The organism is Streptomyces sp. NPDC024698 (assembly GCF_055559015.1).
Genome location: NZ_JBVHLK010000001.1, coordinates 638,524 through 658,156, shown reverse-complemented (window position 1 = coordinate 658,156; position 19,633 = coordinate 638,524). Strand labels below are relative to the sequence as shown.

The 19,633-nt window shown below is 73.0% G+C and carries 14 protein-coding genes; 8 read left to right on the top strand and 6 right to left on the bottom strand.

What is annotated here, in order from left to right:
- Nucleotides 1-50: 50 nt before the first annotated feature.
- On the bottom strand, nt 51-1,169 hold the full coding sequence (locus tag ACZ4AA_RS02830) for a mechanosensitive ion channel family protein (RefSeq protein ID WP_467594134.1): 1,119 nt from the start codon (nt 1,167-1,169) through the stop codon (nt 51-53).
- Nucleotides 1,170-1,439: 270 nt separating this feature from the next.
- Between ACZ4AA_RS02830 and ACZ4AA_RS02825 the strand changes: the two genes are divergently transcribed.
- Entirely contained in the window at nt 1,440-1,976 is a 537-nt protein-coding gene (locus ACZ4AA_RS02825) for an HNH endonuclease (protein ID WP_037618871.1), read from the top strand.
- A 460-nt stretch (nt 1,977-2,436) separates the two neighbouring features.
- On the opposite strand, the gene ACZ4AA_RS02820 is transcribed toward ACZ4AA_RS02825, so the two are convergent.
- The gene (locus tag ACZ4AA_RS02820) at nt 2,437-5,670 is read right to left on the bottom strand and encodes a beta-N-acetylglucosaminidase domain-containing protein (RefSeq protein WP_467594128.1); all 3,234 of its coding nucleotides are present in this window, start codon (nt 5,668-5,670) and stop codon (nt 2,437-2,439) included.
- Between the two features lie 345 nt (nt 5,671-6,015).
- Here ACZ4AA_RS02820 and ACZ4AA_RS02815 point away from each other — a divergent pair, with 345 nt between their 5' ends.
- From ACZ4AA_RS02815 to ACZ4AA_RS02805, 3 genes are read left to right on the top strand one after another with little or no spacing between them, the layout of a single operon-like run.
- Complete coding sequence (locus tag ACZ4AA_RS02815) at nt 6,016-6,285, top strand: hypothetical protein (RefSeq protein ID WP_467594125.1); 270 nt, start codon at nt 6,016-6,018, stop codon at nt 6,283-6,285.
- The gene (gene malQ, locus ACZ4AA_RS02810) at nt 6,285-8,441 is read left to right on the top strand and encodes a 4-alpha-glucanotransferase (protein ID WP_467594122.1); all 2,157 of its coding nucleotides are present in this window, start codon (nt 6,285-6,287) and stop codon (nt 8,439-8,441) included. Before ACZ4AA_RS02815 ends, malQ begins: the two co-directional genes overlap by 1 nt.
- A gap of 57 nt (nt 8,442-8,498) precedes the next feature.
- Nucleotides 8,499-8,738 carry a hypothetical protein gene (locus tag ACZ4AA_RS02805; protein WP_339129379.1) on the top strand — a complete coding sequence of 80 codons (240 nt, stop codon included), beginning with the start codon at nt 8,499-8,501 and terminating at the stop codon, nt 8,736-8,738.
- 111 nt (nt 8,739-8,849) lie between these two features.
- On the opposite strand, the gene ACZ4AA_RS02800 is transcribed toward ACZ4AA_RS02805, so the two are convergent.
- Nucleotides 8,850-9,329, bottom strand: coding sequence for a DUF1203 domain-containing protein (locus ACZ4AA_RS02800; protein WP_467594119.1), 480 nt, complete (start codon nt 9,327-9,329; stop codon nt 8,850-8,852).
- A 112-nt stretch (nt 9,330-9,441) separates the two neighbouring features.
- Here ACZ4AA_RS02800 and pepN point away from each other — a divergent pair, with 112 nt between their 5' ends.
- On the top strand, nt 9,442-12,021 hold the full coding sequence (pepN, locus tag ACZ4AA_RS02795; RefSeq protein ID WP_467594116.1) for an aminopeptidase N: 2,580 nt from the start codon (nt 9,442-9,444) through the stop codon (nt 12,019-12,021).
- A 74-nt stretch (nt 12,022-12,095) separates the two neighbouring features.
- Here pepN and ACZ4AA_RS02790 read toward each other — a convergent pair whose 3' ends face one another.
- On the bottom strand, nt 12,096-13,115 hold the full coding sequence (locus ACZ4AA_RS02790) for an aspartate-semialdehyde dehydrogenase (protein WP_467594113.1): 1,020 nt from the start codon (nt 13,113-13,115) through the stop codon (nt 12,096-12,098).
- A gap of 312 nt (nt 13,116-13,427) precedes the next feature.
- Here ACZ4AA_RS02790 and ACZ4AA_RS02785 point away from each other — a divergent pair, with 312 nt between their 5' ends.
- Both ACZ4AA_RS02785 and ACZ4AA_RS02780 read left to right on the top strand, forming a co-directional pair.
- Nucleotides 13,428-13,949: a sigma-70 family RNA polymerase sigma factor gene (locus ACZ4AA_RS02785; protein ID WP_467594111.1), complete on the top strand. Its 522-nt coding sequence runs from the start codon at nt 13,428-13,430 to the stop codon at nt 13,947-13,949.
- A gap of 1 nt (nt 13,950) precedes the next feature.
- Nucleotides 13,951-14,727 carry a hypothetical protein gene (locus ACZ4AA_RS02780; protein WP_467594108.1) on the top strand — a complete coding sequence of 259 codons (777 nt, stop codon included), beginning with the start codon at nt 13,951-13,953 and terminating at the stop codon, nt 14,725-14,727.
- A 206-nt stretch (nt 14,728-14,933) separates the two neighbouring features.
- Here ACZ4AA_RS02780 and ACZ4AA_RS02775 read toward each other — a convergent pair whose 3' ends face one another.
- Together ACZ4AA_RS02775 and ACZ4AA_RS02770 are read right to left on the bottom strand one after the other, a co-directional pair.
- A complete protein-coding gene (locus ACZ4AA_RS02775) occupies nt 14,934-18,242 on the bottom strand; it encodes a S8 family serine peptidase (protein ID WP_467594105.1) in 3,309 nt (1,102 codons plus the stop codon).
- Nucleotides 18,243-18,486: 244 nt separating this feature from the next.
- On the bottom strand, nt 18,487-19,044 hold the full coding sequence (locus tag ACZ4AA_RS02770) for a CGNR zinc finger domain-containing protein (RefSeq protein ID WP_467594102.1): 558 nt from the start codon (nt 19,042-19,044) through the stop codon (nt 18,487-18,489).
- A 127-nt stretch (nt 19,045-19,171) separates the two neighbouring features.
- Here ACZ4AA_RS02770 and ACZ4AA_RS02765 point away from each other — a divergent pair, with 127 nt between their 5' ends.
- The gene (locus ACZ4AA_RS02765; RefSeq protein ID WP_467594099.1) at nt 19,172-19,630 is read left to right on the top strand and encodes a VOC family protein; all 459 of its coding nucleotides are present in this window, start codon (nt 19,172-19,174) and stop codon (nt 19,628-19,630) included.
- Nucleotides 19,631-19,633 lie beyond the last annotated feature (3 nt).

The following is a 19,633-nucleotide window of genomic DNA, read 5'->3' as shown; positions in this document are numbered from 1 at the left end:
CACCCGGATGTCCCGGGTGCCGCCCCTTCGGGCGTACTGCCGCCTCGGTCCTACTTCGGCACGCCCGCCGATGCCGAGGACGCCGGGGACGGGATCGGTGCCGTCGCCTCCGACTGGGGAGAGGCCGGGTTCCCCAGGGCCGACGGGGCCGCCACCGCGGCCGACGGGTCGAGGGGTTCCTCCTCCACGGGGGAGGTCGGGCCGCCCATGATGCGGATGTCGGCGGCGTCGAAGGCGCGCTTGATCCGCCAGCGGAGCTCGCGTTCCACGGAGCTGGCCTTGCCCGGCATCGTCTTGGCCGAGACCCGGACCACCATGGAGTCGAGGAGGACGCTGTCCAGGCCCAGGATCTCGACCGGGCCCCAGAGCCGCTCGTTCCAGGGCTCTTCCTTGCTGATGGTCTCGGCGACCTCGTTGATGACCGACCGGACGTGGTCCAGGTCCTCCGAGGAGCGGACCGTGACGTCCACCCCGGCCGTGGCCCAGCCCTGGGAGAGGTTGCCGATGCGCTTGACCTCGCCGTTGCGGACGTACCAGATCTCGCCGTTGTCGCCCCGCAGCTTGGTCACCCGCAGACCGACCTCTATGACCTCGCCCGAGGCCACCCCAGCGTCGATCACGTCCCCGACGCCGTACTGGTCCTCCAGGATCATGAAGACGCCGGAGAGGAAGTCCGTCACCAGGTTGCGGGCGCCGAAACCGATCGCGACACCGGCCACACCCGCCGAGGCGAGCAGCGGGGCCAGATTGATCTGGAACGTGCCGAGGATCATCAGTGCGGCCGTGCCCATGATCAGGAAGGAGGCGACCGAGCGCAGCACCGAGCCGATGGCCTGGGAGCGCTGCCTGCGGCGCTCCGCGTTCACCAGCAGACCGCCGAGCGTCGTGCCGTCCACGGCCTCGGCGGTGCGGCTCATCCGGTCGATGAGCTTGGTGATCGACCGGCGCACGAACACTCTCAGTGCGGCGGCGATCACCAGGATGAGCAGGACGCGCAGACCTATGGCCAGCCAGGTCGACCAGTTCTCCTCGACCCAGCTGGCGGCGTGGGTCGCACTCTCCTGGGCGTCCTGGAGCGTGGGGGTCACCGTGAGCGGGCCGGTCGACGTCGAGGGTGACGGCGAGGGGTTCGCACCGGCGACCAGGGCCGATAGGACGGACAAGGACACAGCAGGTACCTCCAGGCGTAGCGGTCCGCCCGCGGCGGGGACACAGGGGTGCCGTCAGGGCGGAACCACCACACTAACGGGGCATCGTGTGTGGATCGTTGTCATGTTGAGGGGAGAGACCGTGCTCACCTGGGGATGTAGGGGATGTGGTCGAAAACACTCCCAGCCCGTTACCGGGACATGGTGGCGCCATCACCAGGCATGAGGGGAGACTGACCTACAGATCGTCCCGGCGCGAGCCACGCGCCGCCGGCGTACAAGGAGGCATCCGTGCCGCACGTCCTGGTCCTCAACGCGTCGTACGAGCCGCTCGGCGTCGTACCGCTCCACCGCGCGCTCGTCCTCGTCCTTGAGAACAAGGCAGTCTGTCTCGAGGAATCCGGCGCCTTCATGCACAGCGCGACCGTTACTGTCCCCGCACCCAGCGTGGTCCGGCTGAAGAGGTTCGTACGGGTTCCCTACCGAGGGCCCGTCCCGCTGACCAGGCGAGCTCTGTTCGCCCGCGACGGCGGCCGGTGCATGTACTGCGGTGGCGTCGCAACCAGCGTCGACCACGTCATCCCGCGCTCACGCGGGGGTCAGCACGCCTGGGACAACGTGGTGGCGTCCTGCCGCCGCTGCAACCACACCAAGGCCGACCGCCACCTGGTCGAGATCGGCTGGCGCCTGCGCCACAAACCCGCCCCGCCGACGGGGCTCGCGTGGCGCATCATCGGAACCGGGCACAGGGACCCACGCTGGATGCCCTACCTGCAACCGTACGGGGCGGACGACGCCATGGCCCGGATCGACGGCATCTCAGCCTGACGGTCCGGGTCTTCGCGTTGGCGGCGCCGGCCTCGGCAGCCGCCGGCTCCGGCTGCCCGGGAGGACCCCCGTGCCTTCCGGCAGCCGCCACCCGTGCCGTACGGGTACCCGGTGCTGCCCGCGTGCCGCAGGGGCGCCGGAAGCTCGCCCGAACGGCCCCGGGGCCCGTGACGATCGCCACGCCGAACACGCGCGGTGGGGCCGTCCCGAACCCGCCCGAGGCGCGGGAAACGGGGGCGGGCCCGGTGAGAAGCGTCACGAGGGCCGTCAGGGGACACACGGGGCCACGCCTCCTCCGGGCGGGCGATCCGCACACCTGCCCGGGAGCGGTCCCCGCGAGGCGCGGCCCGGCCGGCCGCGGGTCATGGCGCACGGAACGGCCAGTCACGGCGCACGGAACGGCCGACAACGTGCACGGAACGGCCGGCCGCGGATCGCCGGTGGCACCCCGGCCCCGGGGTCAGTCCGCGACCGCGTACGCCTCGGCCGACCACAGCGAGTACCCGTACGCCGTGGCCCGCCGCAGCCCCTGGACGCGCACGTAGCGCACGTCCCGTTCGTCGAAGCGGAGCGATTCCCGCCCGCCCCGGCTGTCGTCCACGGTCGTCGCGGTGCGCCAGACGCGCCCGTCGGCGGAGACCTGGACGCGGTACGCCGAGGGGTGCGCGTCCTGCCAGCTCAGCACGAGCCGGCCGAGGCGTGCCGGCTCCGCGAGCCGCACCTGCCACCAGGCGCCGTCGTCGACGGGGGAGGACCAGCGGGTCGACGGGGCGCCGTCGACGGCCGCCGAGGCCGGGAAGTCGGGGGTCTCGTCGGCGGACGAGGAGGCCGTGCCGGTGCGGGCCAGGTCGGGGCCCGCCGTGCGCGGGAAGGCGCGGACGGTCAGGGTGCGGGTCTGCGAACCGAAGGCGACCGTCACCTCGTACGTGCCCGACGGCGTCCCCGGCGGGACCGTGACCTCCACCAGGCTGTCGACGACGGCGCCGCGCGCCAGCGTCGGCGAGGGCCGCGAGACCTTGACCCGGATGCCCTTCGGAGCCCGCGCCGTCAGTTCACCGCTGACCCCGGTGGGACGCAGTGACGTCAGCCGGGCCGTGATCCGCTCCGTGCCGCCGATCTCCATGTCCGTCGTGGAGCGGGCCAGCTCCAGTGCGGCGGCGGGGGTGTCGGCGAACCACGGCACGAGATGGCGGACCTCGGACCGCTCCGGGCCCACGACCCGCAGCGCGTCCACGCGCACGCCCGCCGTGCCGATCCGCGCCGACCCGAGCTCCGTCGCGCCGCCAGGGGTGAGGTCGCCGAGATACCGCCAGCCCTCGCCCGGGACGTGCCCCTCGACGAGGCCCGTCGCGCCCGGGTCGGTGAGCACGCTCACGTCGGTGAGGACGCGGGGGCGGGGGAGCAGGACGGCACGGCCGTCCCGGCCGGCGCCGTCCTCGGGGGCGGGGCCGCTCGGCGCGGTCCCGCCGTCGTCCGCCGCGCCGCCGGTGTCCTTCGGGGAGCCGCCGGTGCCTGTGCCGCCGTCCCTCCTCGCTCCGGGGTCCTTCGGGGTGCCGGGACCGGTGGAGGACTCGTTGCCGAGGCCCGCCCACTGCTCGTACGCCGTGCGGGCCCGTGTCAGGAACGGGTCGAGCACGCCCGCGCCGACCGTCACCTCGCTCGCCGCGAGCTCGGCGCGCAGCCGGTTCAGGGCGCGGTAGGCCGTCCACGCGGCCGTCGCGTCACCGTCCGACTGGGCGTCCAGCAGTGCGACGGCCGTCTCGCCGGCCTCGCCGTAGCGTGCCAACTGCTGGGTCCAGGAACCCACTTCGGTGGCGATCGGGCGGCCCGCCAGCCGCTTCGGCGTCTCGCGCATCACCGTGAACGCCGCGCGCAGCCGCTCGGCGGCCCGGTCGCCCGTCGCCCGGTCCGTGGTCGTCCGCGTCTGCCAGAACGCGTCCATGAGCGGGCGCAGATACGCCGACTCCTGGCCGCCGAGGACCGAGGACGCCTCGTTCCCGGCCAGCGCGCGCAGCGCGTCCGCGCCCCGGGCGTCCTGGCCCGCGAGGTCCTCGATCGCGGCCTCCCAGGACTCCTCTGGCCGGTAGTCCCGCGGGTTCCAGGCGTAGTCGGCGGCCGTGAACAGGGGGATGCGGGAGGCCTCCGCCTGGGGCATCGCGTTGGCCAGCAGGGCCGCCGAACCCGTGGCCACGGCCGGCTCGCGCCCCTGGTAGGGGCCGAGGAACACCCGGTCCTGCGCGTAGTCGTTGACCGGGTAGTTGTCCATGGTGACGAGCGGATGGCTGCCGAACACCGAGCGGGTGCGCGCCAGTTCGCCGCCGGTGATGGTCCTCGGCACGACTCCGATGCCCGTCCAGGCGACCTCGACGTGCTCGTCCAGGGCGCCCGCCAGCCGCCGGCGGTAGTCGGTCGAGCCGTCCTCGTAGTACTCGGTCGGCATCAGGGACAGCGCGGCCACGTCCGGGTGCCGGGCGGCGAGATGCCGGGCCACGGCGTTCGCCACCCGGGCCTGCGCCTTCGCCGCCGCCGCGGGCCCGGAGCCGAACGCGTCCGCGTCCGCCCCGCAGTGCCACTCGGTGTAGCTGACGTCCTGGAACTGGAGCTGGAAGGCCCGGAACCCGAGCGCCCACATGGCGTCGAGCTTGCGCGTCAACGCCCTCACGTCGGCGTCCGAGGAGAAGCACATCGCCTGCCCGGGGGCCACCGCCCAGGTCAGCGTGACGTGATCGCGGCGTGCCCGGTCCGCCAGGTCCCGGAAGCGGGCGCGCTCCCCGGCGGGGTACGGCTCACGCCAGCGCGCCTGCCGGAAGAGGTCGTCGCCGGGCGCGTAGACATAGCGGTTCTGCTTCGTCCTGCCCATGAAGTCCAGCTGAGCGAGGCGCTGTTCAGGGGTCCACGGGCTGCCGTAGAACCCCTCGGTGACCCCCCGCACGGCGGTGCCGGGCCAGTCCCGGACGACGGCACCGGCGATCCGGCCGTCGGCGCCGAGCAGTTGGCGCAGTGTCTGCACCGCGTGGAACAGGCCGTCCTCGCCGACGCCCGCGAGGGCGACGGTGTCCCGGCCGTCGGCGCGGCCCACGGCCAGCCGGTAGCCGCCGGAGGGGAGGTCGGCGCGGGGCGCGGAGCCGAGCGCCGTCAGCGCCCGCTCCAGGGAGCCCGGCGCGGTCCGCGCGCCGCCGAAGGAACCCGCGCCCGGCCCGCCGGTGCCCGCCGGGTCCGCGCCCAGGCGCACCACCAGAGCGTGCGCCGGGAGCGCGTCACCGTCACGCGCCGTCGTGATCGTGCGCGCACCGGCCTGTCGCAGCAGGGCGCGCAGCGCTTCGAGGGCGTACGGGTCGAGGTCGCTGTCCGGGGTGTTCGCGTCGACGCTCACGCCGGGGGCGTACGGGGTCAGGGGGACGCCCGGTGCGTACGAACCCGCCGGGCCCGAGCCGCCGGAGCTCTCCGGCGCCGGGGTGACCAGGACCACCTCGTCCGTGACGGTGACCGGAGAGCCGTTCGCGCGCAGCGACTGCGGGCGGGGCCAGACCGCGGGCACCCCGCTCCCGGTCGGCACCCCGCTCCCGGCGGGCTCGTCGTCCGCGGAGGCCGCCGGAGCGTGCGGCGCGGCCACCGCGGCGGGAACCGCGGCGAACGCGCTCGCGACCACGGCGAACGCCAGTGCGGTCGCTCCACTGCCACGCCCGAGTCGCACGGATCCCCCTCGTAGCCGGCCGTACCGGCCACGGCGTCGGTTGGCGTCGAGCCCACCATTCGGGTGGTGAAGGTGTCAACGAGAGTGGCCGAAGTGCCGGTATTACCCCAGCCTGGAGGGGCGGTATCACCCCAGCCCTGAGGGGCGGTAGACCCCAGCCCGGAGGGATGGCCCGGACCGTGCGGGACGGCGGCGGCGTGTGAGGGGAAGCACGTTGTCCGTCCGGTCGCGTCTGCTCTCGCGCCCACGGGGTAGGGCTGCGATGACCGCCCGGGGTATCCGTTTCCGGCACGAACCACCGGAATGCCCCCGGCAGCCGTATCCGACCTCGACAAGGAGGCCCTCGTGGCCGCATCGGCACACCTGCTCCTCACGGCCCTGTCCGAACGCGCGGCGGGGCCGTCCGTCCCCGGCGCGCGCGCGAGCCGGGCGTCCGCCGAGCCCGAGGGGGCCCACCCCTGTCCGGCCGGCTCGGAGAGCGCCTGCTTCGCGGCGCCGCTGACCAGCGAACCCCCGCTGCCCGACGCCGAGCCGCTGACCAGCGAGCCGCCGCTCGCGGACGCCGCGCATCTGACGAGCGAGCCCACCTCGGCCGGCGCCGCCTCGGGGGTCTGATGGCACCCACCGGGCCCGCCGGCCCACCGCGCACGGCATCGGAGCCGGCCCCGCGGACCCTCCTGTCCCGGCTCGCCGAACTGCACGGTGTCGCCCCCGAGTACAGCCCCTCCCCGGGCCGCACGGTCGCGGCCCCGGACAGCGCGCTCGTCGCGATCCTGGCGGCGCTCGGCGTCGACGCGAGCACCCCGGACGCCGTCGGCGCCGCCCTCGCGCTGCACGAGGCCGAGACCGCGAAGCGGCTGCTGCCCCCGACCCTGGTGAGCTGGGGCGGCCTCGCCCCCGCCGGACTCGCCGGGCTGCCGGCCGGCACCCGCCTGCGCGTCACCACCGAACAGGGCGCGTCGAGCGCGTCCGCCGAGAACCTTCCGCCCGGCGTCCACACCCTGCGCGCCACCGCCCCCGACGGCCGCGAAGCCGACGCCCACCTCGTCGTCGCCCCCACCCGGCTGCCCGCACCGCCCGGACGCACCTACGGACTGCTCGTCCAGCTCTACTCCCTGCTCTCCCGCCGCTCCTGGGGCATGGGCGACCTCGGCGACCTCGCCGAGCTGACCTCCTGGGCCGGGCGCGCCCTGGGCGCCGGATTCGTCCAGGTCAACCCCCTGCACGCGGCCGTCCCCGGCGACCCCACCGACCCGTCCCCCTACCGGCCGTCCTCCCGCCGCTTCCCCGACCCCGTGCACCTGCGCGTCGAGGACATCCCCGAATACCCCTACGCCGAGGACCGGGACCGGCTGGCGGCGATCCTGGAGCGCGCCGGACGGCTGCGCGACGGCGTGCTGCGCAAGGGCGCGCTGATCGACCGCGACGCCGTGTGGGACCTCAAGCGCGAGGCCCTCGAAGCCGTGTGCGCGGTGCCGCTCGGACCCGGACGGCAGGCCGCGTACACCGCCTTCCTCGCCGAGGAGGGCCAGGCACTGGAGGACCACGCCACCTGGTACGCGCTCGCCGAGGTGCACGGCTCCGACTGGCGGAACTGGCCCGTGGCACTGCGCGACCCCCGCTCCCCGGCCACCGTCCGCGCCCGGGGCGAACTGGCCGGCCGCGTCGACTTCCACAGCAGGCTCGCCTGGCTCACCGAGGCCCAGCTCGCCCGTGCCCAGCGCTCCGCGCGCGACGCGGGCATGAGCGTGGGACTCGTGCACGACCTCGCCGTCGGCGTCCACCCCGACGGCGCGGACACCTGGGCCCAGCAGGAGTACTTCGCCGCCGGCATGTCCGTCGGCGCGCCCCCCGACGCCTTCAACGCCCGCGGCCAGGACTGGGGTCTGCCGCCCTGGCGCCCCGACCGGCTCGCCGCCTGCGGCTACGCCCCCTACCGCCGGCTGCTGCGCGCGCTCCTGCGGCACGCCGGCGCCCTGCGCATCGACCATGTCATGGGCCTGTTCCGGCTCTGGTGGATCCCCGCGGGACAGCCGCCCACCGAGGGCACGTACGTCCGCTACGACGCCGAGGCGATGCTCGCGGTCCTCGTCCTGGAGGCCTCGCGGGCCGGAGCACTGGTCATCGGCGAGGACCTCGGCACGGTCGAGCCCGGGGTGCGCGAGGCCCTCCAGGAACGCGGAGTGCTCGGCACCTCGGTGTTGTGGTTCGAACGCGACTGGGACGGGGACGGCCTGCCCCTGCCCCCCGACGCCTGGCGCGCCGACTGCCTGGCCACCGCCACCACCCACGACCTGCCGTCCACCGCCGCCCGGTTCACCGGCGAGCACGTCGAACTCCGCGACCGGCTCGGGCTGTTGACCGGCACCCTGGCCGAGGAACGGGAGGCCGCGGCCACGGACGTCCGGGAGTGGCTGGCGCTGCTCTCCCGGCTCGGCCTGCTGCGCGGCCCGAGCGGCGGAGCCCCCGCCTCCGCGGAGGAGGCCGAGATCCAGGCCGTGCACCGCTTCCTGCTGCGCACCCCGGCCCGGATGATCGGCGTCTGGCTCCCGGACGCCGTCGGCGACCGCCGCCCGCAGAACCTCCCCGGCACCTGGGACGAGTACCCCAACTGGCGCCTGCCCGTCGCCGACGCCGAGGGCGCGCCGGTGACCCTGGAGCAGCTGGCCGCCTCGCCCCGGCTGCACGCCCTGATCGACGTGGTGCGGGCGGAGAACGGGCAGGCCGGGGCGCCCGGGAGTCCCCCCGGCTCCCCGCGCCGGGCCCCGTGACCTCCGTACGGCACCCCCGGGCGCGCGGCCCCGGCGGGTGTTCGCTACGTTTGCACCGTGGACAAGAAGAACGCTCTGCGCGCCGGTGCCCTGGCGGCCGGTACGACGCTGATGATGCTGCTCATGTCGTCCCCCGCGCTCGCGCTGACCCGCGACGACGGCGACGACCCCGGCTCCGGCCTGAGCGTGATCGAGACGCTCGGCCTCTACGTCGCGCTGCCGCTCGTGCTGTTCGGGGGCATCACCGCCCTCGTGATGGTCCTCGACAAGTCCCACAAGCAGCCGAAGCAGGGCTGAGTCCCGCCCGCTTCGCACCGGCCTTCGCCGAGGGAGTCCCCGCATCGGTCCGCGCGGGGACTCCCTCGGCGCGTTCCCGGAGCCGTCGCTCTCGGAGCCGTCGGGCCTGGGCTATCGGTCCCGGCGCACCTCGTACAGGAAGCAGCCGTACTCGACCGCCCGCACATGGACCAGCGCCACCTCCGGATCGGCGAACGCCTCCGCGAAGGCCGCGCCGAACCCGGCCGGTTCCCCGACCAGTTGCCCGCCCAGGATGTGCCCCGCGGCCGAGTAGCGGCGGACCGTGCGACGGGCGTTCGTGAACGGAAGGCCGTCCCCGTCCGGGCCCGCGCACGCGCCCGCGTGGACGAAGACCGGACCGGTCTCGTCGTACGGGCCCGGATCGGCCCCCGTCTCCCGCGCCCAGCGGCGCAGCGGGGCGTAGGAGACCAGGGAGACGCGCTCCCCGGGCTCGCTGCGGCGCAGGCAGCAGCGCAGCGGGGAGCCGCCCTCCCCATCGGTCAGCGGGACCGGCCGGCGGCCGGCGTCGTCGGTGTCACGGAGCTCCTTCAGGGCGGCAGCGCCGATGGGCCGTGCGGTGTACGTCGTCATGCTCCAAGGCTCACGCCCGCGACGGCCGGGCACCGGCGGGAAACGGACATCGCGCTGTGTGCGGGTCCCGTGGAAGGATGGCGCAACCCACACATAACGAGGAGATGACCGCGTGCCTGGCACAAACCTGACCCGCGAAGAGGCGCAGCAGCGCGCGAAGCTGCTCACCGTTGACTCGTACGAGGTCGATCTCGACCTCTCCGGCGCGCAGGAGGGCGGCACCTACCGGTCCGTGACCACGGTGCGCTTCGACTCCGCCGAGACCGGCGCCGAGTCCTTCATCGACCTGGTCGCCCCGGCCGTCCACGAGGTCACCCTCAACGGCGACCCGCTCGATGCGGCCGAGGTCTTCAAGGACTCGCGGATCGCGCTGCCCGGTCTCCTGGAGGGGCGCAACGTCGTCCGCGTCGTCGCCGACTGCGCCTACACCAACACCGGTGAGGGCCTGCACCGGTTCGTCGACCCGGTCGACGAGCAGGCCTACCTGTACACCCAGTTCGAGGTGCCGGACGCGCGGCGCGTCTTCGCGTCCTTCGAGCAGCCCGACCTCAAGGCCACCTTCCAGTTCACGGTGAAGGCGCCGACCGGCTGGACGGTCATCTCCAACTCGCCGACCCCGGAGCCCAAGGACGACGTCTGGGTCTTCGAGCCGACGCCGCGGATCTCGACGTACATCACCGCGCTGATCGTCGGCCCGTACCACTCCGTGCACAGCGTGTACGAGAAGGACGGCCAGTCCGTGCCGCTCGGCATCTACTGCCGCCCCTCGCTCGCCGAGTTCCTCGACTCGGACGCGATCTTCGAGGTCACCCGACAGGGCTTCGACTGGTTCCAGGAGAAGTTCGACTACGCGTACCCGTTCACGAAGTACGACCAGCTCTTCGTGCCCGAGTTCAACGCGGGCGCGATGGAGAACGCGGGCGCGGTCACCATCCGCGACCAGTACGTCTTCCGCTCCAAGGTCACCGACGCCGCCTACGAGTTGCGCGCCGAGACGATCCTGCACGAGCTCGCCCACATGTGGTTCGGCGACCTCGTGACCATGGAGTGGTGGAACGACCTCTGGCTCAACGAGTCGTTCGCCACCTACACGTCCATCGCCTGTCAGGCCTACCACCCCGACAGCCGCTGGCCGCACTCCTGGACCACGTTCGCCAACTCCATGAAGACGTGGGCGTACCGGCAGGACCAGCTCCCCTCCACCCACCCGATCATGGCCGAGATCCGCGACCTCGACGACGTGCTCGTCAACTTCGACGGCATCACGTACGCCAAGGGCGCCTCCGTCCTCAAGCAGCTCGTCGCCTACGTCGGCATGGACGAGTTCTTCCGCGGCGTCCAGGCCTACTTCAAGGCCCACGCCTTCGGCAACACGCGTCTGTCCGACCTGCTCGGCGCCCTGGAGGAGACCTCCGGACGCGACCTCGGCACCTGGTCGCAGAAGTGGCTCCAGACCGCCGGCATCAACATCCTGCGGCCCGAGATCGAGACCGACGCCCACGGCGTCATCACCTCCTTCGCCATCCGCCAGGAGGCCCCCGCCCTGCCCGCCGGCGCCCAGGGAGAGCCCACGCTGCGCCCGCACCGCATCGCGGTCGGCCTCTACGACCTCGACGCCGAGAGCGGCAAGCTGGTGCGCGACGAGCGCATCGAGCTGGACGTGGACGGCGAGCTGACCGCCGTACCGCAGCTCGCCGGCAGGCGCCGCCCCGCCGTGATCCTGCTCAACGACGACGACCTGTCGTACGCCAAGGTCCGTCTCGACGAGGACTCCCTGGCGTACGTCACCGAGCACCTCGGCGACTTCGCGTCCTCCCTGCCGCGCGCCCTGTGCTGGGCCTCGGCCTGGGACATGACCCGCGACGCCGAACTCGCCGCCCGCGACTACCTGGCGCTGGTGCTGTCCGGCATCGGCAAGGAGTCCGACATCGGTGTCGTGCAGTCGCTGCACCGGCAGGTCAAGCTCGCGATCGAGCTGTACGCCGACCCGGCCGCCCGCGAGGCGCTGCTGACCCGCTGGACCGACGCCACGCTCGCCCACCTGCGCGCGGCCGAGGCCGGCGGCGACCACCAGCTGGCCTGGGCGCGCGCCTTCGCGCTGACCGCGCGCACCCCCGAGCAGCTCGACCTCCTGGAGGCGCTGCTCGAAGGCCGCGAGAGCATCGAGGGCCTCGCCGTCGACACCGAGCTGCGCTGGGCGTTCGTCCAGCGGCTCGCGACCGTCGGACGCTTCGACGAGGCGGAGATCGCCGCCGAGTACGAGCGCGACAAGACCGCCGCCGGTGAGCGGCACGCGGCCACCGCCCGCGCCTCCCGTCCCACGGAGGAGGCGAAGGCGGAGGCATGGGCCTCGGTCGTCGAGTCCGACAAGCTCCCGAACGCCGTGCAGGAAGCGGTCATCGGCGGCTTCGTGCAGGCCGACCAGCGTGAGCTGCTCGCCCCGTACACGGACAAGTACTTCTCCGTGGTCAAGGAGATCTGGGACGCCCGCTCGCACGAGATCGCGCAGCAGATCGCGACCGGCCTCTACCCGGGCATCCACATCACCGAGGAGACCCTGGCCAAGACGGACGAGTGGCTGGCCGCGGCCGAGCCCAACGCCGCCCTGCGGCGGCTCGTCTCGGAGTCCCGCTCGGGCGTCGAGCGGGCCCTGAAGGCACAGGCGGCGGACGCGAGGTCGGCGACCGCCTAGGAGCACGCGAAACCTCGAGGGGGCGGTGCACCGGCCGGTGCACCGCCCCCTCGGGCGTGTGATGGACGCGGGTGTCAGCCCTCGTTCAGCTCGGCCGCCACCAGCTCCGCGATCTGGACCGCGTTCAGCGCGGCGCCCTTGCGGAGGTTGTCGTTCGAGACGAACAGCGCGAGGCCGTGCTCGGCGGTCTCGTCCTGCCGGATGCGCCCGACGTACGAGGCGTCCTTGCCCGCGGCCTGGAGCGGGTTCGGGATGTCGGAGAGGACGACACCCGGGGCGCCCGCGAGGAGCTCGGTGGCGCGCTCGACCGAGATCGGGCGGGCGAAGCGGACGTTCACCTGGAGGGAGTGGCCGGAGAAGACCGGGACCCGGACGCAGGTGCCGGAGACCTTGAGGGCGGGGATCTCCAGGATCTTGCGGGACTCGTTGCGCAGCTTCTGCTCCTCGTCCGTCTCGTTCAGACCGTCGTCGACGATCGAACCGGCGAAGGGGAGCACGTTGAAGGCGATGGGCCGCTTGTAGACCTGCGGCTCGGGGAAGTCGACCGCCTCGCCGTCGTGGGTCAGCTTGTCGGCGTCGGCGACGACCTTCAGCGCCTGGCCGTGCAGCTCCGCCACACCGGCGACACCCGAGCCGGACACCGCCTGGTAGGTGGCGACGATCAGGGCTTCGAGGCCCGCCTCCTCGTGCAGCGGCTTGAGGACCGGCATCGCGGCCATCGTCGTGCAGTTCGGGTTGGCGATGATGCCCTTGGGGCGGTCGGCGATCGCGTGCGGGTTCACCTCGGAGACGACGAGCGGGACCTCGGGGTCCTTGCGCCAGGCGGAGGAGTTGTCGATGACGACCGCGCCCTGGGAGGCGACCTTCTCGGCCAGCGCCTTGGAGGTGGCACCGCCCGCCGAGAACAGCACGATGTCCAGGCCCGCGTAGTCCGCCGTGGAAGCGTCCTCCACCGTGACCCCGTCGACGACCGTCCCGGCCGAACGGGCCGAGGCGAACAGACGCAGTTCGTCGACCGGGAAGTCCCGCTCGACCAGAATCCTGCGCATGGCTGTGCCGACCATCCCGGTGGCTCCGACGATTCCGACCCTCACGGCGACTCCCTTGACGTGCGTTCTACGTGGTCCAGCGCTTCCATCATGCGTCTGACCGGGGCCCGCGTGTCCAATCCTTTCGTCGCGCGGCTCACAGCGTGGGACGCGGCCGCACGTCCGGCGGAGCCCGTTCCTGCGGCGGCCGGGCGTCCGGGTACGAAGAAATCGCCCGGCGACGGAGGGCCACCGCAAGCCGTACGGTGCGGACACCGGTGGGGCCGTTCGCCCGGTGTGACGTACGCCTCGCGCCGGAGCGAACGTTTCGGCCCGCACCGGCGTCGTAGAGGGGACGCGGGGAGGGGAGGGGTCGCTGTGCTGCGCAGAAGGCCACGTCGGGAAGCGGGGGCGGACGACCCCCTGGACGCGACGCAGGAACGCCGGGTGCGGGCCGTGCTCGCGCTCGGAGGCGTGCCGCAGGCGGACCTGCCGGACGGGGTGCAGCAGGTCCGGCTGCGGCTGCTGGAGCGAGCCGCCAAGGGGGACGAGGCGCCGCGCGACGTGTCCGCGTGGGCCGCGGTCGTCGCCTCGAACCTCGCGATGGACTGGCACCGGGCCAAGCGACGGCAGGAGCGGCTGGGCGAGCGGCTGGCCTCGCTGCGCCAGCCGGACCGGTCCTGCGAGGAGGAGAGCAGCGTGCTCTCGCTGGCCGTCGCCCAGGGCCTGGACGAACTGCCCGACGCCCAGCGCCAGGTCCTCGTCCTGCGGTTCTACGCCGACCTGCCGGTGCGGGACATCGCCGAGGAGCTCGGCGTGCCCGAGGGCACGGTCAAGAGCAGGCTGCACACGGCGGTCCGCGCCCTGCGCGCCCGCCTGCACGAGGACGAGGTGGTGTGACGTGGCCGAGTACGAAGGTCTGGACCCGCTGCTGGCCGCGATCACGGACGCCGAGCTGCCCGAGGGCGCCCGCCACGACGTCCTGTTCATGGCCGAGCACCGGTCGGCCGCCGCGGACGTGGAGGTGCTCCGGGAGCAGCTGGTCGTCATCGGTGACGCGCTGGCGGGCTCCGGTCGGACGGCCGAGCCGGCCGGCGGGTCCCGGAACGCCAGAGGGGCCCGGAGGTCCCGGGCGTCGCGGAGGTCGGGCGACGGGCGTCCGGGGGGCGCCCCGGGGAAGCGCGCACGGCACCGGGGCGTCCTCGCCGCCGGGGCCGGCGCCCTGGCCGCGGCGGCGGTGGCCTCGATGGTCGTCGGGCTGGGCTGGCTGGTGACCCAGGGCGGCGGGGACGCGGCGGACGAGAAGAGCGCGGCCGGCGCCAAGGCGGACAGCGGCAGTCGGGGCTCGCTCAGTGCCCCCGGCTACATCGCCTGCTCCCGGCTCATCGTGGAGGGCACGGTCACCGGGCTGGCCGCGGTCCCCGGCACCGCGCAGGACCGGATCACGCTCGACGTCTACCACTACTACAAGCCGGCCACCGGCGGGAAGAAGGTCACCTTCCTGATGGACCGGAACGTCAGCCCCCGGCTGCACGAGGGCGAGGAGGTCCTGGTCGGCATCCAGCGGCACGCCTCGGCCCCCGACATCTGGACCACCGGGGAGCAGGAGATCGCCCGCGACCGGTCCTGGATCGTCAAGGCCCTCCCACAGGCACGGGGAACGCGGTGCGAGCAGTGACAGCGGCCCCGACCTCGACCTGACGGTGAAGAACGCCGCCGGGGCCGGGGTCGGTGCCGGGGCGAGGGCGCCGGCCGGGATGCCGGGCCGGGGTCGCCGCCGTGGCGAGGGCATCGGCCGGGCCGGTGGCACGCGAAAGGGCGGGCCCCCGTTCCCGGACGCCCGCCCCCTGCCCCGGTCCGCTCGCGCGGCCGGGGATCACACCGCTACGGCGTGACCTTCTCGATCTTCACGCTGCCGAGGCCCGCGACCGTGCCGCGCGCGTTCACCAGCTGGACCTGACCGAAGAACTCGCGTCCCTCGGGCGCCGCCGCGGCGGCGGTGACCGAGCCGGACACCGTGGCCGAGGCGCCGGTGGCGAGCTTCACCGGGGTCGCGTCGTCCACCGAGACCGTGCCGAGCGCGGTCGAGAAGAACACGTCCCGGTAGTCGTAGGCGGTCGAGCCCGAGGGGACCGAGTAGCCCGCGACCTCGATGGTGTACGTCCCGGCGGCCGGGTTGGCGATGGAGACGGCCTCCTCCGAGTCGCCGTCCGCCGACTGTCCGACCACGGTCCCGGCGGCGTTCCTCACCGTCAGGTCGAGGTCGGCGGCGTTGTCCGACACGTTCCCGATCGCCACGTCGAGCGAGGCGGCACCCGCGGGCACGTCCACCGTGGTGATCTGCGTCGCGCCCTCGGTGATGGTCGGCCGCGCGGTCTTGGAGGAACCGAGCGGGCCGCCCTTCAGCCTGCCGTCGAGCGCGGCGAAGTTGTTCTTCACCGTCCAGGAGGCGGTGGCCGGGGTGCCGACCTTGGCCTCGGGGACCGTCACGACGGCCGGGTCGAAGGCCGCGCCGAGCACGGCGACGTCGAGCTTGTACGGGTTGTCGAGCAGCGGCGAGGTGCGACGCGCCTCGACCTCGACCTCCCAGACGCCGGGCTGCGGGTCCGCGTACGACCGCACGTCGGGCTTGCAGCCGTTGCCGTCGAGGTAGTTGTTGTAGCAGTACGGGGTGCTGGTGTTGTCGACCGGGACGCCGTACGGGTGGATCGCGATGAACCGGGTCTGGCTCTTGTCCTTGAGCCCGCCGATCGCGACCTCCAGGGACTTGGCGCCCTCAGGGACCGTGACGAAGTACGAGGTGGTGCTGTTGCGCTGCACCGAACTCGACGCGCTGTAGGTGTACTTCAGCGGGGTCGAGACCACGACGGTCGACAGGATCTGCTTGTCGACGCCCTCGGTGCGCGGGTCGTCGACCTCCAGGATCGCGCTCTTGAGCCCGGCCGACTCCGGCGCGGCCTGGACCTTGACGGTGACCGGCTGGTTCAGCGGGAGGTTCACCTCGTCCTTGCCGAGGATCCGGAAGGTGCCGCCGGCGTTGTTCACGAAGGACAGCTCGTGCCGGACCGGCCGGTCCGCGCCCGAGGTGCGCGTGACGGTGATGTCGTACGTCTTGCGCTGCCCGGCCTTGAGGCCGCCCTCGCGGTCGTACAGACCGGTGCCGAAGCCCGGCGTCTTCAGCGCGTAGTCGATCGCGGTGTCGACCGGTGCCTTCACGGTGTAGTCGTGGGCGGTGGCGCCGTCCTTGATGGAGTCCCAGGCGTCGTTGATGTCGATGAGGCCCGCGCCCTCCGCGTAGGCCTGAACGCCCTTGATGTGGTGGGCGGTCGACGTCAGCGCGGTGCGCAGGCCGGCCGGGGTGAGGCTGATGCCCTTCTGCTTCGCGGCGCTCAGCAGCAGCGCCGAGGCGCCCGCGGCCTGCGGGGAGGCCATCGAGGTGCCCTGGAGCATCGAGTAGCCGGCCGGAAGGGTGTAGCCCGCCTCGGCGACCGGGGAGCCCGGCATCCAGGTCTGGGTGGAGTTGATGGACGCGCCGGGCGCGCTCAGCGTCGGCGTGAAGCCGCCGTCCTCACGCGGGCCGCGCGAGGAGAAGGGCAGCATCGCGTACTTCTTCTCCACCTGCGAGCCGTAGTTGGAGGCCCAGGTCTCCTTGGAGATGGTCGCGCCGACCGAGATGACCTTGTCGGCCAGGCCCGGGTCGCCGATGGTGTTCGCGCCGGGGCCCGAGTTGCCGGCGGAGATCACCAGCTGGACGCCGTAGGTGTCGATGAGACGCGTGTAGAGCTCGGCGCGCGCGTTGTTGCCGTCGTTGAGCGCGGGCAGACCGCCGATGGACATGTTGACGATGTCCACGCCACGGTTGGCGACGAGGTCGATCATGCCCTCGGTGAGCGCCACGTTGGTGCAGCCGCCGGTCCAGGTGCAGGCGCGCGAGGAGACGATCTTCGCGCCGGGGGCCGCCCCGTTCATCTTCCCGCCGAACAGGCCGTTGGCGGCGGTGATGCCGGCGACGTGGGTGCCGTGCTCGGCCTCGATGACACCGATGTTGACGAAGTCGGCCGTCTTGCCGATCCAGGACCCGCCGTACGGGTCCATCGGCACGTCCTTGCGGATCTCGACGACGAACGGCTGCCGCTCGACGACGTCCGTCGCCGGGTTGTCGGTGCCGAAGTAGCCGATCTGGTAGCCGTCCTTGTACGGCTTCATCGGCGTGTCGTCGGTGAAGTCGTTGTTGTTGTTCAGGTCGACGGTGACCGTGCCCGCCGCCGGGTCGTAGAGCACGCCCCACGCGTCGGTGGTGTCGCCGTCGCGGTTCGCGTCGCCCGCGGCGTCGCCGCCCGCCGTCGCCGACTCCCGGAACGTGCTGATCTCGTACGAACCCGCGGGCGCCGTCCACGTCTTGCCGCTGTACGTGAAGGTGGGCCCGGCCACGGGGGTGATCATCGGGCGCCAGGTCGCGTCGCCGTCGACGATCGGGTCGGTCGAGGTGACCCAGTCGACGATCTTGCGCTCGCCGGTGGTGGTCTTCTGGAGCGCGGGGTGGCCCAGGTCGACGCCGGAGTCCAGGATGCCGATGGTGACGCCCCGGCCGTCCGCCTTCGGGTGATCCTTGACGAAGTCGACCGCGCCCGTCTCGAAGGACGGGTTGTACGGGTTCTTCGCGGGGGTGTCCTTGCCCGGACCGGAGTAAGTGGCGGCCGTGGAGGCGTTGTTGCCGTGCTTGGCCGTGTCGGCGCTCGGGGTGGGGTCGTCCAGCGCGATCTCCTGGCGCAGGTCGATCCCGTGTACCGAGGGGAGTTTGACGGCGGCGGCGATGGCCGAGTCCGCCCTGCTCGTCGGGACGGTGGCGCGGACGTAGCCGAGCTTGTCGTAACTGCGGCCCACCGAGCCGCCCTTGACGGCGTTCAGCTCCTTGGCGACCTGTTCGGTCTGGCCGGGAGCCGTCGCGATCATCATCGTGACGTTCTTGTCGCCGTTGGCCTTGGCCTCGGCGAGCAGGTCGGCGTCGTTCGAACCGAGTTTCGCGGCGGCGGACTTGGTGCCGGGGTCGGCCGTGGGCGCGCCCGCGTCCGCGGAGAAGGCCATGGGTATCGGCCCGGCCGCGGACAGCGCGGCCACCAGGCCCGCTGCCATGGCCAGGCGGGCCACGCGTCTCGCGCCCGATATGGGGGCGCGCTGAGGGTCGGAGATCATCTGCATCCCTTGTAGGTAAAGGAACGAGCGTGGAACGGCCGGTTCCGGCGCTTCCTGTGGGACCGGTCGCATCAGTCCGGAATGTGAGCCCGGATGACCGCTCAGCTTTACTCAAGGGGCAGTTGTTTGGGGAGAGTTGACCAAGCGGGGATGGACGCATGGCGCACTTCCGCCATGCGTCATGCCGTCGATTCCGCGCTATGAGGGGATATCCGGGACGACCCGAACGTCTCTCTTTGTCGATTCAGCTCTCTTTTGTGCGCGCGTAGTGGCGGGATGCCTTCGCGCGGTTACCGCAGGCCGCCATCGAGCACCAGCGGCGGGTGCCGTTGCGCGAGGTGTCGAAGAAATGCAGGACGCATGCCTCGTGGGCGCAGCGGCGGATGCGGTCGGGGGCCGATTCCAGCAGCTTCAGGTAGTCGCGCGCGGCGAGCCAGGCCGGGCCCCAGGAGGGGTCGTCGAACTCCGGGGTCCCACCCGGTCCTTGACCGGTCAAGGTCAGCCGGACGCGTCCGTGGGCGAGGACGGCGTCGACGCGGGCGGCGGCCTGCGCCGGGAACAGGGGGTCCTGTCCGCGGGGGGTGTCGACGGCCGCGCGCAGGGCGTCGCGGGCTTCGAGCGTGTGCCGCAGGACGGTGTCGTCGGCGGGGAAGTCGAGGCCGTTGCCCGCCAGCCAGACCGCGAGGCCCTCGGTGTCGGCCAGCAGGTCCCGCACCGCGCCCTCGTGGACCCAGCGCGTGTTGAGCAGGTCGAGCGAGACCGGCTCGCCGGTGAGGGGGCGGGGGTCGGGGCTGGTGGACATGGAGTCTCCCTTCGCTGCTAACCGCTCAAGAGTAGGTCACCGGTTGACGTTCTCGATTCTAACTTCTAAAGTCAACGACAAGGGTTAGGTCTCTCGACGGGACCCCCACCGGCGGAAAGGCACTGTCATGACACTGCGTACCGGCCACGTCGGCCTGAACGTCACGGACCTCGACCGCTCGCTCGCCTTCTACCGCGACGTCCTCGGATTCGGGGTGCTCGGCGAGGGCAAGGACGACGACGGAGAGCGGCGGTACGCGTTCCTCGGCCCCCTGTCCGGCGACGGCCGCCCGGTGCTCACGCTCTGGCAGCAGGCGCGCGGCGCGTACGACGGCGGCCTGGCGGGCCTGCACCACCTCGCCCTCGAAGCCGAATCCGTCGAGCGGGTCAGGGAGTACGAGACGGCCCTGCGCGCGTACGGCGCGTCGTTCGCCCACGACGGCGTGGTCGCCCACCGCGAGGGCGCGGCCTCGGGCGGCATCTTCTTCCACGACCCGGACGGCACCCGTCTGGAGATCTTCGCGGCGAGCGGCGCCGAGGAGGCCCCGGCACCGAACGCGTCCGCGCCGACCTGCGGTTTCTTCTAGTCT